Source organism: Leptospira licerasiae serovar Varillal str. VAR 010, from assembly GCF_000244755.1.
In the GTDB taxonomy this organism is placed as follows: Bacteria; Spirochaetota; Leptospiria; order Leptospirales; family Leptospiraceae; genus Leptospira_B; species Leptospira_B licerasiae.
The window spans coordinates 1-17,422 of record NZ_AHOO02000011.1; the positions used below are offsets into that span (position 1 = coordinate 1).

Sequence of the window (17,422 nt, forward strand, 5' to 3'; positions counted from 1 at the left end):
TTCGCAACCCATCGCGAGAAGACTAAACGCGAATAAGGTAAATAAGGATCTTATTATATAATATACTTTTCTCATCTCTCTTTCCTTAGAACGCGTGATTGAAGTTTACGAATAACTGTTTATCTTCTTTGGAAACCGCATAGTCGAACATGATGATCGTTGTTTGGTTCCATGCGATCCTGAGACCGATACCTCGGGAATATTTGTAATCCTTGGTCCCCACCTTATGTTCGTCGTTCCAGACTCGTCCGAAGTCCATGAAAGGAACCAGGTTGAATGCAAAGTGTTGTCCCGCAACGGAAAGTGAACCGAATTTCCAACGAAGTTCGATATTACCCCACCCCATTGCACGTCCTACGAATCGGTCTTGTTTATAACCTCTTAATGTAGTACGTCCGCCTAATCCGGAGATCACACCTTCCGTTCCCCACATATTACGATATTCGAAGAATGGTGCGTCTCCCTCTGTAACGGAGAAACCGCCTCGTCCTGCGAGAACCAATTTGTCGAAAACTCTTGGAAACGGACTCCAGAAAAATTTTGCCTGTGTGAAATATTTAGAATAATCGAAATTAGATCCGAAAGTTTTTGCCGATCTTTCGTATGTCGCTTCTAAGAATACACCTTGATTCGGATCAGGTTCCAAGTCTCTGGTGTCGTATACTACACCTAAACGAAGTGTATTTACCATACCTCCATGGTATCCTAAGATCTTTCCCGAATTATAATCTTCGGTAATTTTAGTAGTACCGTTAATCGCCTTTCCGCCCGAATTGATCCCGAATCCATCTAAGTAAGGATCCGAAGCATTCGCAAGAGTTCCGTCAAATGCTCTTACTATATTCTGGGACATACGAAGTCCTGCAACAAGTCGGACAGTTCCTCCGACATAAGATCTTTCTCCACTTAGCATAGCAGTAGGAGAGATCAAATTATATCGGTTGTACTGAGAGTCTGTCACTCTGAATCCGTTTTGAGCGGGGAACCCGTTGTATACTGAACCGTTGATATCCACAGGATCTCCTGGGCCGCCTGGTCTAGTATATGCCAGGTTCCTTTGTTGGTCGGCAAAAGTTGCGTTTGTAAAAACTTGGCCTCCATCTTGGTTCCTATCCGTATAGCTTAAGGTTTGAAGAGAAGATTCTCCCAAACCGAAGAATAAAGTGTTCGGATTCGCATCGTAAACACCCTCTCCTCTCAAACGCCATTGTGTTCCGAACACGTAAGGAGCGTCAAAGGCAACGTCCTGATACTGACGATGTTTTGTGGTGTTGAAGTATTGAGCGTAAATCCTGAATTTGTAAGGTGTATATTCGAAAAATGGATCTTCTTTCTTTCCATTATTATATGCGAATACACGAATACCGTAACCTATACCTGTATTCGGATCCGAATTCAAAAGAGGAAGTCCTGTCGGAAACCAACCTTCTTTTTTCTTTTCAAGATCCTTTTTACAAAGCTGTCTTTTAGGACTTATGTAAAACGGTAGATCCGTTCTTTCAGGAGGTTTTTCACAACCATCTAAGAGGCCCGGATCGGCGGAGATATTTTGAGTCGAAACAAAGGCCAATATAGCAATTATGCCGATGCGAATAAGGAAATGCTTCATGCAGTAACCTGAAATTTTTTATGGAATTCGCAATGTATAATAGCGTCCGAACCGATGTCAAATTTATTCCTGGAACCTTTTTCTTCTAAGAAGGGTCAGCAGTCTCGACTTGAACCTCATTCTAAAATTATCATATCGCTTGTTCGAAATAAGAATTTAATTTTTAACAATACTGAAATGTTCCAGTCTCATAAAACATTTCGACATGGAGAGAGAATGGAAATTTATTATTCGGCTAATTTGATCAACAACTGATCTTGGGAAACGATATCGCCTGGCTCCGCAAGTACTTCTTGCACCTTAGCATCCGTCCCGGCCTTTAAGGCGTGCTCCATCTTCATTGCTTCTACTACCGCAAGGGTCTGTCCTTTTTTTACGGAGTCACCTGACTTCACTTCTACCTTGATGATCTTTCCAGGCATAGGACTTTTGATCTCTAAAGAAGCCGATTGAGCATCCGAAGCTTCCCTCCCTTTGATCGCAAACTGGAAGGTTTTTCCTTTAGTATGAATGAAAAGTTTACCACTTCTAAGTAATGCGACACTCCCATCAGGTAGGGAATAAGAGCCGTCTTCTTCCCCAGTCCAAGAATAATGAGTAAGAAGTGATTCCCATTTCTTTTCAGGACCGAATAATCTAGAAGAGGAATCTCCCAGATCTATTACGTATTCTTTTTCTTTCCATTGGAGTCGGAATAATCGGTTCAAGATATTTCTCCCCAAACTCCGTTCGGCCCGACGGCTTCCCATACGGAGGAAGTTTTCACAGTACGGTTCGCAAGGAAAGAAGCAGTTCTCATAAGCGCTTCTTTTTCTTCTCCGGATTCTTCCCAAACTATTTTATGTTTTTCTAAAAAATGAGTATTGGTGTTTCCTTTTACGAATTCGGAATGCTCCAAGATTGCCTTTAAATAATTCAGGTTTGTAATAGGTCCGAATACTATAGTTTCCTCTAACCCGGCGATCAGATTTTTACGCGCCTCTTCTCTTGTTTTTCCGATCCCGATCAATTTAGCTAACATAGGATCGTAATAGAGAGAAACTTCGGAACCGGTAACAACTCCGGAATCGACTCTGACATTCTGTATCTCGGGGAATCTGGCAAGTTCTACCTTTCCGATGGAAGGTAGGAACTCATTCTCAGGATCTTCCGCATACAATCTGACTTCGATCGCATGTCCGCTCTGAGATGGGGATTTTCCTGCAGTGAGTTTTTCGATACTCATTCCTTCCGCAATTCGGATCTGCCATTCGACTAGATCGAAACCGGTGACGGATTCGGTCACTGGATGTTCTACCTGGAGTCTTGTATTCATTTCCAAAAAGTAGAATGCCCCGTCTTCTCCCAAAATGAACTCAACCGTTCCAGCACCCAGATAACCGATAGAAGAAGCGGCCTTAACAGCAACTTCACAAATCTTTTGTTTCAGATCGGAGGGCAGATTCGGTGCGGGAGATTCCTCCACTACTTTCTGGTGTCTTCTCTGGATGGAACATTCTCTTTCGAATAAATGTATCACTTTCCCGGAAGTATCCCCGAATACCTGGACTTCTATATGTCTAGGATTGACGATGTATTTTTCTAAGAACACTCTCGAATCCCCAAAAGCGTTCCCTGCCTCTCTTTGGGCGGATTCTAATGCGGGTAAAAATTCTTCTTTGGAAAAGACACGCTTCATACCTTTTCCGCCACCGCCTGCGCTTGCTTTGATCATGATCGGAAATCCGATCCTCTCGGCTTCTTTTAATAATATGGAATGTTCTTGGGAATCCCCTTCGTATCCGGGAACAACCGGAACTCCTGCCTTTTCCATGGCCGCGCGAGAACGAATCTTGTCTCCCATTAAGTCCACAGTTTCTGCCTTAGGTCCTAAGAAAGAAATTTTTGCCTTAGATAGTTCTCTTGCAAATTCAGCCTTTTCGGACAAAAAACCATAACCCGGATGGACCGCGTCGGCTCCGGTCTCCTTGATCGCCTTTAGTATATTAGAAATTACTAAATAAGATTTAGAAGGTTCCGACTCTCCTAAATAAAACGAAAAGTCTGCAGCTTTTACGAATGGAGCATCTTTATCCGCGTCGGAATACACGGCTACGGTCTCGATTCCCAACCTTTTGCAGGTCTTCTGGATACGGAGGGAGATCTCTCCCCTATTTGCGATGAGTAGTCTTTTGATCACTTGGATTTAGTAGAGACAGGTTCCTGCACAATTCCGATTTCGGAATCTAATGCAATCTTTTCCTTGCTCATGGTTTCGTATAAAAAATCCCTAAAACTCTCCCAGGTCTCGTGAGTCCAAGGTTCGTATCTTCCGATGAATTTATACCCGACTTTAGCAAACATAGGTTCTGTTTGGTAAGTGGTGATACCGGATTTTAGTACCAACACTACGGGGATCTTATTTTCAAATGCGAGTTTGATCATACCTTTTTGCATAGGTTGGATAATTTCGGAATAAGAATTATGGCCTTCCGGATAAACTATATAAGAAGTAGTGGAAAGACCTTTGATCAGATTACGAACGGAAACCGCTATGGTTGCCGCCTTAGAAGTTTCGAAAACCTGAGAACCCATCGCCTTCATCCACCAATAAGCGACTAAAGTTTTTTTGATCACTTGGTTCGCTAAATAAGGCTTATTTACTACCAGACAATCGTAAGGAAAATCTATTTCGTTTACATGATTTAGGAAGATCATGTGACCCTTTTCAGGGATCTGCATCTCATTCTTTATCGTCAGATCCGTTTTGGTCATACGGATCACGACCGGTCCCCAAGTTTTTGCTCCTCTTAAAAAAGCCGCATATTGTCTTTCTCTTCTCCCGATCGCAGCATAAAAAATTCCAGCGATCATAGAAGGAAATGCTACCGTAAGTACCAATCTTAAGGTTACGACATAGGTGCGTAATACCAATTTACGATACTTAGGGGAAAACCTGCCCAAACGGCTTTCCATAAACTTGAGTGGATTCATGCGAACTATGCTTTAGTACCTCTCCGAACAAGGAAAGCAAATTCTTAGAAGTATTCAAAAGGAGAAACACGAATGCAACAATTCCACTCTGACATAACTTACAATGTTCGCTTTACTTAAAATGGGAATAATAAATAAAAAAGCCCGTCCCCTTTGGAAACAGGCCTTCTATTTTTCAGAAGAATGGAAAGATCTTATTTATTTGGCTGGCTTGCTGCAGCAGCTTGTTTTCTCTTCTGAGCTCCCGGAGGGATTTTATCTCCCAGGAGTTTTTTACGAGTCTCAGCATCCCAACGAAGATATAGTTTATTGTCTATCTCGTCGTCGTAAACTCTTCCTAAAATATCCACAGCGTCTCTACGATAATCGTCCGGAATTCTTTTATCGAATACGGGGCTCATTTTATTATCCGCGCGGACAAGAGGATTCGTAGAGAAGTCGTAAGTTACACCTTCAACGGAAACAACTTCTCCAGGAGTGACCTCTCCGATCTCGTTACGAGTCTCTTCGGTCTTAGCGTCCGATCTTTGTAGATAGTAGTTATCGTAAGGATACTTGAGTTTGAAAATGTTCATCGCATTGGATCTTGCGTCCCTACAAAGATTGATCGCTCCTAAATACATTTCGATACGATGTTTTCTGTGCTCAGGCTGGAGTTTTTGATGTTTCTCCAAATGTTTTTCTATCTTAAGAGCGTTATTCCTAGCTTCCTTCGCTTCTCCTAAGAATTGATAACCTAATTCCATATTCTTTTCGATGGTGTATTTATTCACCACGTAATGGAATTCTCTCGGGTTATACATCCTACGAGTAAAAGGAGCTTCTCTATTCTCCTTAATGTCCGCACGAATATAACTGGTTTTTCCGTATTCCACGGAAATATCCACAAGAGCTCTATCCATAGGATTGTTCGGATTTTTCTTTTCGATCGCAGTTTTTAGGATCTCTTCCGTTCTTTCCACATAGGCTTGTGAAAGTTCTTCCAAAAGAAGTTCCATTCCAAGCTGAGATTCCAAAAATCTACGATAAGAATTTACAAAGTTTCCTTCGAAGAAATACAAAAGACCTTCTTGGTACAGTCTTTTTAGTTCTTTATACTTCGCGAGCCTCTCCCCATCTGCCTGGGGTTGCCCGTTTGCGGAGGATTTTACCTCTCCCGGATAATTTTTTACGACCGGCTCTATCGCTCTTAAATAAGTTAAGAGTTCTATTCTCTTCTTATACGATTTCATAGAAACGGCTTCGCCGTGTAATAGAACTGGGGCGACTAACATCGCAATCATGAAAACGAGAAGTTTTTTCATTGGCGGACCTTTTCCTTAGTATCTTCTTGAGAAGACCGGGTTCAACCCGAAAATCGTGCTTTTCTTCTTAGTCTATCGGTTAGAATACGGTGAGAATTGACGCTTCCGGCTCGATTTTTCCGGAAATTCTTCGTATGACAGCAACTGCATTAGCCCAAGGCAAAAAAATCTCGTTTCGTAACAAAGAAGATACGGTCTGCCCTATCTGTAGCGAGGTCCACCAAAGGGAAAGTATGTTCCAAGGGGGAGGAAGGCTGATCGCAGGCAAACTCACCCAAGAATTACGTCGCTTATACGAAAAAAACAAAAAATTCGGCAGGGTTTCCCCGAACGATTACGTTCTAAATGTCTGCCCACGTTGTCTTTATACTGCATTTCCTAAAGATTGGTCCGGTCTAGATGCGGATGAACTAGCAAAACTACGAGAATCCGCAGAGATCCGACGTAAAAATATAGAGTCCATCATGGGACCTACTGATTTTTACCAGGAAAGAAATCTGATCTTAGGGGCCGCGTCTTATCTTTTAGCGATAGAATGTTACCAGTCCAGAAAAGTTACAGTAGCTCCTACACCTAAAAAAGCAGTCTGCGCTGTCCGAGGGGCCTGGTACTTTGATGATGTGAACACAGAGTTTCCGGGAATGGGTTACGACAAGATCCGGGACCTTCTCTACCAAAAAGCCGCAGGCTGGTACACAGAAACAATGGAAATCATGCAGTCTGGTTCCGAACCGGTGGATGCAGCATCTTACTTACTCGGACCGGATACTGACAAAAACTGGGGATTTGACGGAGTCATTTATCTTTCCGCTTATCTCACAATGAAGTTCAAGGAAGAACTCGCATCAGATGCCGCTTCTAAACTAAACCTTCTTATCCGAGCCAAAAGGACTCTTTCCAGATTGTACGGTTCCGGTAAGGCGTCCAAATCCAAACCTTCTGTCATTATCGATATGGCAAAAGAACTCTATGACGAATACAATAAGATCATAGAGGAGATGGGCGGAGAAAAATAAGAGAATTGTTTCTCCGTTCGCCCCGTCGTTTTACTCAACTAGCTTCCACCCTCTTACTATGACAGAAGATCCTAGAAACTATGCCTTGCTGATCGAATTCGATGGTGGATGTTTTTTCGGATACCAAAGCCAAAAACAATCCCCAACAGTTCAGGAAGAAATAGAGAAAGCCTTAGAGGTACTTCTAAAAAAACAAACCCGGATCTGGGGCGCAGGAAGAACGGACACTGGTGTCCATGCAAGGGGAATGGTCGTAAATTTTAAGACGGATTCTCCGATCCAGAACCTGTCGAAGTTCCTACTCGGAATGAATGCACTCACCGACCGAGGTCTGGCTATTCATGAGATCACGGAAGTTCCGCTGAATTTTAACTCTCAATTTTCATGTACTGCAAGAGAATACGAATACCTTTTAGTTAACGCAAGGTTCCCTAGACCCATTTGGAAAAACAGAGCATTCTGGTACCAACATCGGATTGACGTTTCCCGCTTAAGAGAAGAACTGGAACTACTAAAGGGAGAGCACGACTTTAGAAGTCTGGCAAAAGCCACTTCGATGCGGAACCGCAGGAGCACGACTCGGGTCATCTATGATGCGAGCCTTTTAGAAAGTGAAGAAGAGCCCGGACTTCTTCGTTTACGGATCAAGGCAAACGGTTTCCTCCATAATATGGTCCGGATCCTAACCGGAACACTTTTTGAAATAGCGATAGAGAAGCGCAAAGAGACGAATATATTGAAAATACTTTCTTCCAAAGATAGAACGATAGCCGGGATCACCCTCCCTCCTTACGGATTGTATTTTCTAAAAGCGTACTACGATTCTTTTCCTGAGATAGAACGTATGTACCAAGACAGAAAAGAATTCGGTGGAGTTCCTAGATGAAAAAACTCCTTCTGATCGCATTTTTACTTTTTCCCTGGTCCCAAACATTCTCCTATCCTGACCAACTGGATAATAAAGCAGTAAAATATCTGGGAGGAAACCCGGTTTCTCCTCCTATGGATTTTAATAAGATTGGTAATAGTTTCAAAAATGGAGAATTGATCCTAGCACAAGCTGGTGGAAATTTACCTTCTTCCGGACTTTCCCGCTCGGACAAAAAAGATGGTACAGAAGACGAAGAATTAGAGGAAGAACTTCCTACATTCTACGATAATAGAAAACCGGAAATCGGCGCCTGGGTAGGAGCTTCGAATCCATTCCCCGGCTCGGAAGCACAGAAGTATTTGGATACAACTCTGGGTGGCGGGTTTTTCTATAGAGTTCCTTGGCCTTGGATCTTTTATGTGGAAGTAGGAGCATCTTACTCCAACTATTTATCCAGATCCGAAAGAGCTCTGACAACGATCCCAGTATATTCTGCACTCTGTTATAAACTTCCTTTCGAACTTCCGATCACATTTATGGTTAAGGCTGGATTTGGAGAAACCTATGTGGTGGCAAGACCTGCAAACACTTCCCGTTGGAACGATACATTGTATGCAGGATTCGAGGCAAGTTTCGTAGCAGGAAAAAAGATCCGGATCGGGATCCGACTGGACTACAATAAAATTTATGAATCAGATTTAAATTCGCCTGCGGAAACAAAGTATCCCTACGTGGGTCCTACTGTGGATCCAAGGTTGAATAATCCGTATTATTACAATAAAGTGGATACTGAATTTTTCCATTTCGGTTTAATGGTGAGCGTATTCTTATGATTTCCAAAACGAATCATCTTTTATACCTTTCTTCTATTTTGCTAGCATTCGTTTCAGATTGTAAGGTAGGACATTGGGAAGGAAACGCCACCGATAACCCGGTAATCAGTACTCTTTTTAATAGCCGGATGTTGCTCCTAATGAAAGGTACGTATGCGACCGACAGTCCTCTTGAATTTTCAGAATACAATAACGGAACTGGAGATGTATACGAGGATCCATCCGGCGATCCTACTTTCAATACAGCCGGTCTTCCTAAGATGGCCAATCTTCCCATTTATATCGATATAGGTGAGATACGTATTTCTTCCAAATACCAAGACGGTCTAAACAATCTTTCTCAGATCAGGACGGTTGCAGCTGCTAAAGCTTTCTGGGATAACGTCGCTCCAAATAGAGAGGTATATTGCACCCAGCCCTATACATTGAATGCAAATACATGCCGATCCCTGAACGGCGAATTCAAAATGGTCCAATTCTTAAACGGAGAAGGAGCCGAATTCCCTTCTAACGATCCTACTTCCGGAACAAACAGCGGACTTGCGAGCCAATACTATTATACCGGAACTTATATCCGTTCCTTAGTTACAGGTTGGGGAAATTCCCCAGGCGTAGACCTAACAAAAGTAACCTTCTTTGATAACTATGGAGTTTATGGATTTAATATAGTTCCAAGACTTGCATATGCTGCCGGAGCAACAGACAAATCGGGTTATCCTTTAGTATTCCCACTCCTCTACTCTGTACAACCCGGAGAAGCGGATATGGACTTTAAACCCGGATTCGAGCCTTATATTTTCGAAGTAAGAATGAACCTTAAGGAAAACTTAATGTTGCATTCCATCAAGGCTGCTGACGGAAGTACCGCAGCCACTCTCATTTCTATCAGCGATTGGAAAGTAAATCACCAAGGCCAAACCGATATGGGAGGGGGGATATTATCCAGATCCAGGACAATTTATCCGAGCGGGGCTTCTTCTCTAGCAATCACAGGCGGTTCCGGAAATCTAACTCATTACTTTGCGGTTTTCAGAGAAAATGAAACAAATGTCACGAGTAAACTTCCTTTGGCCGCAACTCCTGCAAGAAGCGGCACGGTAAAGATGAAATACATCAACCCTGGAACTCATAAATTATACTGTCTGGCTGATACAGGAAACCTGGACGGTTTTCCTGATACGATCGTAGGGACTCCACTCACATTTTCCGTTCCGGAGAACGGAAACATGAGTACGATCTCTTTATCTTATTCTTGTCCTTAATAAAAGTCACAGAGTTTTAAAGAGCTACCGAGCGGGTTTCACACAGAGACACGAAGACGTAAGAGAAGAGGCTTTTTTCGCACAGAGTCCACTTTAGAGTTTAGGATGTTGGAGTTCCTACATTCCCTTTGTGTCTCTGTGACTCTGTGTGCCAAAACCTCTGGAACTCTTCCTAACTCAGTGCCTCTTTTCCGAGGATCTCTTTCTGTCTGCCCATAAGTCTGACAGAAAGTCTAGGTCCGATCTCCTGTACGATCCTGGATGCAACGTAATTTCCCCATCTTGCGGCATTCTCTTGAGAGAATCCGTGGGTAAGTCCGTAAAGCACACCTGCTGCAAAACAATCTCCTGCTCCAGTCGTATCCAGTAAATTCTGAGCCGGGAACCCTCCCACATGACTGATCGTTCCATCTACGGAAACGAATGCACCGTTCGCGCTATCAGTCATCATAACATTTTTACAAAGTGAAGAGATAAATTTTAAAGCATCTTCTTTGGACTCGGTGGCAGCCAAAGCTTTTGCCTCTTCCGCATTACAAAAAATTAAATCACAATATTCTTTAGTAAGTTTTAAAAAATCCTCTCTGGAGCGGTTTACGCAAAACGGATCGCTAAAAGTAAAAGCTACTTTTACCCCCGCCTTTTTGGATTCTTCCATGGCAAGAAGGCAAGCTTCCTTGGTAGAAGGTCCGTCCCAAAGATATCCTTCCACATAACTATATGATGAGGCTTTCAATTTATCCAGATCCAAATCCTGCTTTGTTAATGTGGAAGAGATCCCCAAGTGGGTCAGCATTGTTCTTTCCGCGTCAGGAGTCGTAAGGATCACGCAGGTTCCGGTATGTCCGTCTTTGGAAGGAGGAACTTCGAATAAGATCCCGGCCTTCTCCATGTCTTGTTTGTAAAATTCTCCGTAAGTATCCTCGCTTACTTTTCCGGTATATGTTCCGGTTCCTCCGGAATTTGCGAGGGCGATCATCGTATTTGCGGCACTTCCACCTGATCTTAATTCTTTCTTATGTCCGTCTAAGGAAGTAAGGACCCCACCCTGCACTTCCGCGTCCACCAGGGTCATAATCCCTTTATTCCAACCCATTTTTTGTAAAAAAGAATCTTCGGTAGGGATAAGAATATCCACAAGTGCGTTCCCTATTCCGAATACGTCGTAATGTCTCATTTTTTCTCCGATATTTAATATTAATAAAACGTTATGGAATTTTGCGGGTCCACTCGATCAATTCCCAGCCGTTCCAGGAGTCTTGGTATACGAGTTTACCCCCGACTTGGGAAGATAGAAGTTCCAAGAATTCTTCCTTTCTTTCGGTAATCACTCCGCTGAATAAAAAATGATCCGTATGAAGTCCGGCGATCTTTTCCATATTCGCTTTTAAGACTGCGAATGTGATATTTGCCACGCATAGATCGAATTTTTCGGCAGAAACCTGCGGATGATCGAATCCGCCCTCTTCCACCACTAAAACTTCCGGAGAGATCCCGTTCTCGTCCCTATTAAATGCGGAAGAACGTACTGCATTCGGATCTATATCCACTGCGATAATTTTAGATGCGTCTAATTTTGCCGCTGCCACGGATAAGATCCCAGAACCTGCGCCAATATCTGCGACCTTCTTCCCTTTCAAATCTATGGAACCGAGCCTGGACAAAACCAAACGAGTGGTTTCATGATGTCCTGTTCCAAATGCAAGTCCAGGATTGATATAAACAGGAACAGAATCCTTTCGTTCCAACTTTTTGTTTTTTTCCCAATCTTCCTTTTCCCAGGTTGGCACTACCCAGAAAACTCCGACGGAAAAAGGTTTATAAAATTCTTTATAAGCTTCTTCGTATTCTTTTGTTTCTATCCATCTGGATTCTGCAAATGAATCTTCAGGGGCAACTGTTTGTAGATAGATCCAAATTTTAGCCTCGGACTGAATATCGTCTTCCGCCAGATAGACTCTGATAGGAGTGTTATCGGAGATGATCTCTTCTCCTGGTTTTCTGGGTTCTTCTCTATCGAATAGGATCTCGTAATATCCTGCCACCTGCCATTCGTCCAAATAGGCGGAAAACTCTTCCGCAAAATTTTTCGGAATGGAAACTCTGATCTCTTTGTATTTCAACGGATTATCTCTGGAACCGATCGGGAAGGATTTTCCCTGTGAGGTTTTTCTTTTGGTATTATAGAAACTTCTTCTTCGGAAGATTTTTCTTTTACTATTTTATAAATTTCTTCTTCTTTCATATACACTCTTCTGTCTTTCACGATCCAAACCCAGATACCTACGAAGAGTGCTGTCGCCGCCCAATGGCCGAACCTTCCCACTGGGATCACAAAAAAGTCGAATAGTCCATGTTGGACCACCGCAAGTAGGAATCCGGAAAGAATATACCAATACTTTCCGGACTGTCTTTTATTACTTTTGATCAGACATAGCGCAAAACAAAGATTGATGAGTAAATGTGCATTCGAAGATTTTAATGTTCTTAAAATAAAAGTATGAATCCTATCATCTTCCTTTGCGGTAAGAATATAATGATAATTCTCTATTCCTGCAAAACCTAACGCAACAAATCCACCCACTAAAAAGGTTTCCGGAAGAAATTCCTTCTTTTTCCAATCATAGGCTAATGCGAGAGACAATGCTATGATCAGGACGGATTTACATGATTCTTCCATCATTCCCGCTTTCACAAATGCGAGAAACGCAGTCTGAGAAAGGATTGATTTTGCAACCTTGGCTTTGATCTCAGTCTCCGGCCAAATCCAAGCGCTTGCGCTCAGAACTAACTCTGTGGAGATCCAACCTAAAAGTAATGCAAAGAATATTATAAAAAAGAAACGTTTTTCCCTGCCGGTATCGGGTTGGGTGTAGATGATATAAAATCCCCAAGGAAAAATACTCGCGATCGCAAGAAGAATTACTTCTAAATTCATAATTCCTCCATATAACGACCATCGAACATATTCACCAGTTCTTGTTGTAAAGGTGTAGGCATTGCCTTTGCATCCAAAGGACCGTTCCAAAAGAGTTCGGTGACTCTGATATAACCTTTGGTCCCTGGAGGAGGCATCATAGGAGATAAGTTCTCTATCAGTTCCAGTGTTCTTTGGTCCTGTTCCGGATAAGGAGAATTTTGCACAAGTTCCACGTCCACCACTTCCCCGTCAGGAGTGATCGTATAAGCGACAACACAGGAGTAATTTCGAGGAGCGCTTCTCCAATAATCCATAAATGATTCGAAAGTTCTCATCTTAGCGGAGATATAATTGGAATAAGTAGGAGGAAGTTTTTTGCCCTTGATACGTTTGACTTCTCCCTTCACCCTTCCTTCGTCGGAGGGTTTTTCTTCGGGAATTTTCTCACCTTGCACGCTATTTGGCGTATCTGTTCCGGTAATGACCCCGCCATTCAGTCCTTTCACTTCGTCGGGAAGGTTCGGGTCTATAAAATAAAATTCCGCATGATTCTCAGGCGTAAAATGATCCGTAGGTCTGGACTTGCTTTCTTTCTGGAACGCAATCGTAGTCGGCATAAGCAAAATAAGACAGATCACTATCAAGTGAACAAGAACGCTTAATCCTAGATTGTTCTCAAAACCCGGACTGAGGCCCAGAAGAGGCGTTTGTGAACGGAAGGACCTTCTCAGTAGCCAACCTGAAAACACATTAATTAAAACTAATGCAGATAGGATTGCAGACCAAACCCAAACGGAAGACGCCACCTCAAAAAACTTTTTGTCGGAGAGGCCGGGTTTTAAACCTAAACTTGCCAAAAAGCGGATCCCTAAAGCAGGTTCCCACCAAGAAAAGAAGAATGTAGCAAATAACAATAACCCGAGCAAATATACGAACAGGATCGGAAATCCTTTCCACAAACGTCCCGTGTAAATATGCCCCCAACCTGCTAAGATCACATCTCTTACTTTTGCGTTCTTACGTTTTCTAGCGGAAGCAGGTAAATCGCCTTCTTCCTCCGCGAAAGAATCTCTAGTCTGTCGTACGAACCAGGCCCAGGGTCTACGGAATAAGAAGAATGGCCTTTTACCCGATAATAGTTCAGCAAGCCCGATTGCTGTAAAAAAGAAAATCCAAACACTTTCGGAGAAGACCGCAAAGGTAGCCATCTTTGCCCGGAATGTATCCGAATATGTTAAATAATGAGTGAATAGGATTAAACAGAATACTGTTAGAAAAACGATTACAGGATTTAAGATCAGAGGTCTTGGATCTTCGGGTTTTAATCTTTCCCTAATATGTTTTGCTTGGAGAAAAAATACGGTCAGGCCTATGAAGAACATCAATGTCAGGACGGCAAAACCGAACGCGCTTGAATCCTCCGAACTAAGTAGAACGAACGCTGAAAATATCTCTTCCGCTTTCGGGAAAATTAAGAATAGAAGTTCTAAAGAAAATAAAAATAGTCCGAGGACTACTTGCAAAAAAACCGAATGGAATGCCGGCCTACGGACCCTATCCTCTTTAGGAAATAGGAAGATGACTCCCAGAGGAAAAAAGATCCCGAACCCAATCATGGAAATAGGAGAGGTCCAAGAGAGGAAATTGATCCCCCAGAAGACTAACTTTTCCTTTTGCGAAATTTCCTTTTTCATTCCGAATATCCTTGTCCATTGGACCCTAGCTTGTTCCGGAAGCAAACAAGAATTGAAGGAATTCCTACGAATTTAATACTTTATCGCGAATCCTATTCGAGAATCCTTGGACCTATGGAGAAAAAAGAAACCCTAGATTCCTCTCTCAAGGATATTGTATCCGTTTGTAAAAGAAGAGGATTTGTTTATCCCGGATCCGAAATTTACGGAGGACTTTCCAATACCTTCGACTATGGCCCTTACGGAGCCGAGCTTCTCCATAATTTAAAAAGACTCTGGTGGAAACATTTTGTCCATCTGAGAGAAGACGTTGTCGGATTAGATTCTTCTATCCTTCTCAATCCTAAAGTATGGGAAGCATCCGGACACGTTTCCAATTTTAACGACCCGCTCATCGATTGTAAAAATTGTAAAACTAGGATCAGAGCCGACAAATTTTTGGAAGACCAAAAAGGAGAAGGAGCCGCAACAGGATTGACCTTGGAAAAAATGAACGAGGTAATCAAAGCGGGGAATTTTGCCTGTCCGAATTGCGGAAACAGGGGAACGTTCACAGAAGCTAGAGACTTCAACCTGATGTTCAAAACTTCTCACGGAGCTTCCGCGGAAGATTCTCAAGATATTTATCTTCGTCCGGAAACCGCCCAAGGTATTTTTATCAATTTTAAGAACGTTATCTCCACCACCAGGAACAAGATCCCTTTCGGAATCGCTCAGATCGGCAAATCGTTCCGTAACGAGATCATGGCAAGGCAGTTCGTATTCCGTACCAGAGAATTCGAACAGATGGAGATGGAATTCTTTTGCGAGCCTGGAACCCAAAAAGAATGGTTCTCTCATTGGGTGGACTATTGTCTTAAGTTCTTAACGGATCATGTAGGCTTACGAAAAGAAAACCTAAAGATCAGGGAACATGAGAAGGAAGAACTTTCCTTTTACAGCGAGGCCACTTCTGATATCGAATACAAATACGGATTCGGATGGGGAGAACTTTGGGGGATCGCTTCCAGAACCGATTATGATCTTTCCCAACATGAAAAATTCTCCGGAGAAGATCTGAAATACCAAGACCAGGCCGCTAATAAAAAATATGTGCCTTATGTAGTAGAACCTGCACTCGGATTAAACAGATTATTTTTAGCCGTTGTTTCAGACGCTTATGCAGAAGAAAAACTTCCAGACGGAGAAACAAGGACAGTTCTTCGTTTCGCTCCTCAAGTTGCTCCCGTAAAGATCGGGATTTTTCCTCTGATGAAAAAGGACGGTCTTCCTGAACTTGCTAAATCGATCTACGCAAACCTGTCTTCTTTAGGGAATTTAGAATACGATGAAGGCGGCGCTATCGGAAAAAGATACCGCAGACAAGACGAGATCGGAACTCCTTATTGTATCACGGTTGATTACGATTCTTTAACGGATAAATCCGTCACGGTAAGAGAAAGGGATAGTATGTCCCAAGAAAGAGTCTCGATCGATTCTTTGAAGTCTTACTTTGCGGAAAAGATACTTTAATCAGGGACTGTAGTTTCGGATATCGTCCCGACATTCCTGTCCGAAAATTAAAGGACTCGCTGGGTTGAAATTGTCCACCTTGGTGTCGCTTAAAGCCCAGAACATTCCGCAAGTATCGTTAGAACAATGATTCCCATGTTCTGTATCTTGATGAGAAGAATATAATGGGATCCCTGCGTTCACTAGGCCAAGCGCATGCCCAAGCTCGTGGGTCAAAGTCATTTGTTCTGCCTTTTTTACCTTATCCGGTGAAATACCGGAGAACTGATCTATCATATCTTTGAATACAAAGATCACCGGAGGACCAATCCCCAATACTCCCGAAATTGTGACTGCTATTACACCCGGCGCATCCGCCAACTGTCCTCTTACATACACAATAAAGAAACTAGTCGATTGAAAATCGGAAGATTTCTTTCTGTATTTAGGTACCAGATCCAGGAGTTGATTCACACTCCAGGTAGATCTGTTCTGGTTCGGGATCTCATTCATCTCAGTAAGATCGCTCGGAACATTGACTGCAACTGAATAGCCTCTGTCTGCAAAAACATCCTGCAAATTACTATCCGTCACATTCCAAATATTGGAACCGCTTACTATAAAATTCCCGGTAAAAGGCTCCGCGTCAGTTTCATAAGCAACTTCAATATCCACGGATCTAACTGTGGAAAAATAAACGGAAGAACGATCCGGATCCGTTAGAACGAGATAATCCAAAGCGATATATCCCAAAACTGCAGGCGGAAGTTCCGATTTACCGTTTTCGCAATTGATAATGGTGAAGAAGGATAGAATTATAAGTGCTCGAAAGATCATTGTACCTTCGTATTAATAACAACCGGAATCGTTTCTTTTTTTATTAATTTGCAAAAAGAAGAGAAACTACTCTTCTACAGCATAAAAAATACTCCACAAACTCCGGTCATTTGCAAAGTTTTATTTTAATGCCTGAGAAACTTTTGGAGATACGGCCGATCCTCCCCCAAAATAGGGAGCCTGCCATTGAATTGGTAAATCAATTCTTTAGAATGGTGAACAAACTCCCTTTAGATGGAATATTCAAGATTCGCCCAAGAGCCGCCGCCAAAATGGTGGACATCTATCTAAAACTCAGGGCTACAGACAAAGTATTATTCATCGGTGGATTTGTAGAAGATGAACTTGTCTCGCTCTTAATCGCAAGAATCGAAGAAAAACCGTATCTCATAGAGGAGAAGAATTTATTCATCGATCTCGCAGTCACCAAACAAGGCAAAAGAAAATCCGGCTATATGAAACCTCTCGTAGAAGAAACGTTCCGCTACGCAAAAGAAAAAGGGATCTTAGCGGTAGAATTAAGAGCAATTTCCGAGAACGAGGGCGCAGTCGAATTCTGGAAGAAGATGGGATTCGATCCGTTCTACGTGAGATTTAGAAAATCTGTTTAGA

At 42.5% G+C, this 17,422-nt stretch carries 16 protein-coding genes; 6 read left to right on the forward strand and 10 right to left on the reverse strand.

Translation table 11 applies throughout. From position 1 onward, the window contains the following. Window positions 1-85: 85 nt before the first annotated feature. The 5 genes from omp85 to LEP1GSC185_RS12595 all read right to left on the reverse strand — a co-directional run bounded on the left by omp85 (window position 86) and on the right by LEP1GSC185_RS12595 (window position 5,886). Window positions 86-1,609: an Omp85 family outer membrane protein gene (omp85, locus tag LEP1GSC185_RS12575; RefSeq protein ID WP_024864112.1), complete on the reverse strand. Its 1,524-nt coding sequence runs from the start codon at window positions 1,607-1,609 to the stop codon at window positions 86-88. 227 nt (window positions 1,610-1,836) lie between these two features. Then, window positions 1,837-2,316 carry an acyl-CoA carboxylase biotin carboxyl carrier protein subunit gene (locus tag LEP1GSC185_RS12580; RefSeq protein WP_008591077.1) on the reverse strand — a complete coding sequence of 160 codons (480 nt, stop codon included), beginning with the start codon at window positions 2,314-2,316 and terminating at the stop codon, window positions 1,837-1,839. Then, window positions 2,313-3,788 (reverse strand): acetyl-CoA carboxylase biotin carboxylase subunit, encoded by a 1,476-nt coding sequence (locus tag LEP1GSC185_RS12585; RefSeq protein WP_010515226.1) that lies wholly within the window; start codon window positions 3,786-3,788, stop codon window positions 2,313-2,315. Before LEP1GSC185_RS12585 ends, LEP1GSC185_RS12580 begins: the two co-directional genes overlap by 4 nt. After that, complete coding sequence (locus tag LEP1GSC185_RS12590) at window positions 3,785-4,582, reverse strand: lysophospholipid acyltransferase family protein (RefSeq protein WP_008591005.1); 798 nt, start codon at window positions 4,580-4,582, stop codon at window positions 3,785-3,787. The genes LEP1GSC185_RS12585 and LEP1GSC185_RS12590 overlap by 4 nt, the downstream gene beginning before the upstream one ends. 194 nt (window positions 4,583-4,776) lie before the next feature. Then, complete coding sequence (locus tag LEP1GSC185_RS12595) at window positions 4,777-5,886, reverse strand: LIC11274 family protein (RefSeq protein WP_008590493.1); 1,110 nt, start codon at window positions 5,884-5,886, stop codon at window positions 4,777-4,779. Between the two features lie 134 nt (window positions 5,887-6,020). Here LEP1GSC185_RS12595 and LEP1GSC185_RS12600 point away from each other — a divergent pair, with 134 nt between their 5' ends. From LEP1GSC185_RS12600 to LEP1GSC185_RS12615, 4 genes are read left to right on the forward strand one after another with little or no spacing between them, the layout of a single operon-like run. Then, window positions 6,021-6,902, forward strand: a complete 882-nt coding sequence (locus LEP1GSC185_RS12600) for a DUF2225 domain-containing protein (RefSeq protein ID WP_008589773.1) — start codon at window positions 6,021-6,023, stop codon at window positions 6,900-6,902. Window positions 6,903-6,960: 58 nt separating this feature from the next. Beyond that, window positions 6,961-7,788: a tRNA pseudouridine(38-40) synthase TruA gene (truA, locus tag LEP1GSC185_RS12605; protein ID WP_008590398.1), complete on the forward strand. Its 828-nt coding sequence runs from the start codon at window positions 6,961-6,963 to the stop codon at window positions 7,786-7,788. Next, complete coding sequence (locus tag LEP1GSC185_RS12610; RefSeq protein WP_008591161.1) at window positions 7,785-8,606, forward strand: hypothetical protein; 822 nt, start codon at window positions 7,785-7,787, stop codon at window positions 8,604-8,606. The genes truA and LEP1GSC185_RS12610 overlap by 4 nt, the downstream gene beginning before the upstream one ends. After that, window positions 8,603-9,868: an LIC11270 family surface protein gene (locus LEP1GSC185_RS12615; protein WP_008589878.1), complete on the forward strand. Its 1,266-nt coding sequence runs from the start codon at window positions 8,603-8,605 to the stop codon at window positions 9,866-9,868. The genes LEP1GSC185_RS12610 and LEP1GSC185_RS12615 overlap by 4 nt, the downstream gene beginning before the upstream one ends. 172 nt (window positions 9,869-10,040) lie before the next feature. On the opposite strand, the gene LEP1GSC185_RS12620 is transcribed toward LEP1GSC185_RS12615, so the two are convergent. Genes LEP1GSC185_RS12620 through LEP1GSC185_RS12635 form a run of 4 tightly spaced genes read right to left on the reverse strand, consistent with a single transcriptional unit; the run spans window position 10,041 to window position 14,482 of the window. Beyond that, window positions 10,041-11,045 carry an adenosine kinase gene (locus tag LEP1GSC185_RS12620; protein WP_008590648.1) on the reverse strand — a complete coding sequence of 335 codons (1,005 nt, stop codon included), beginning with the start codon at window positions 11,043-11,045 and terminating at the stop codon, window positions 10,041-10,043. A 31-nt stretch (window positions 11,046-11,076) separates the two neighbouring features. Then, complete coding sequence (locus tag LEP1GSC185_RS12625; RefSeq protein ID WP_008589601.1) at window positions 11,077-11,991, reverse strand: 50S ribosomal protein L11 methyltransferase; 915 nt, start codon at window positions 11,989-11,991, stop codon at window positions 11,077-11,079. Continuing rightward, the gene (locus tag LEP1GSC185_RS12630; protein ID WP_008590672.1) at window positions 11,988-12,806 is read right to left on the reverse strand and encodes a PrsW family glutamic-type intramembrane protease; all 819 of its coding nucleotides are present in this window, start codon (window positions 12,804-12,806) and stop codon (window positions 11,988-11,990) included. Before LEP1GSC185_RS12630 ends, LEP1GSC185_RS12625 begins: the two co-directional genes overlap by 4 nt. Further along, complete coding sequence (locus LEP1GSC185_RS12635; RefSeq protein WP_008591634.1) at window positions 12,803-14,482, reverse strand: TonB C-terminal domain-containing protein; 1,680 nt, start codon at window positions 14,480-14,482, stop codon at window positions 12,803-12,805. Before LEP1GSC185_RS12635 ends, LEP1GSC185_RS12630 begins: the two co-directional genes overlap by 4 nt. 114 nt (window positions 14,483-14,596) lie before the next feature. On the opposite strand from LEP1GSC185_RS12635, the gene LEP1GSC185_RS12640 reads away from it, so the two are divergent. After that, entirely contained in the window at window positions 14,597-15,994 is a 1,398-nt protein-coding gene (locus tag LEP1GSC185_RS12640; RefSeq protein WP_008591054.1) for a glycine--tRNA ligase, read from the forward strand. Here the strand turns inward: LEP1GSC185_RS12640 and LEP1GSC185_RS12645 are convergent, their stop codons facing one another. After that, on the reverse strand, window positions 15,995-16,810 hold the full coding sequence (locus tag LEP1GSC185_RS12645; protein WP_008590548.1) for a hypothetical protein: 816 nt from the start codon (window positions 16,808-16,810) through the stop codon (window positions 15,995-15,997). Between the two features lie 128 nt (window positions 16,811-16,938). Here LEP1GSC185_RS12645 and LEP1GSC185_RS12650 point away from each other — a divergent pair, with 128 nt between their 5' ends. Beyond that, the gene (locus LEP1GSC185_RS12650) at window positions 16,939-17,421 is read left to right on the forward strand and encodes a GNAT family N-acetyltransferase (protein WP_010515221.1); all 483 of its coding nucleotides are present in this window, start codon (window positions 16,939-16,941) and stop codon (window positions 17,419-17,421) included. The last annotated feature ends 1 nt before the right edge of the window (window position 17,422 follow it).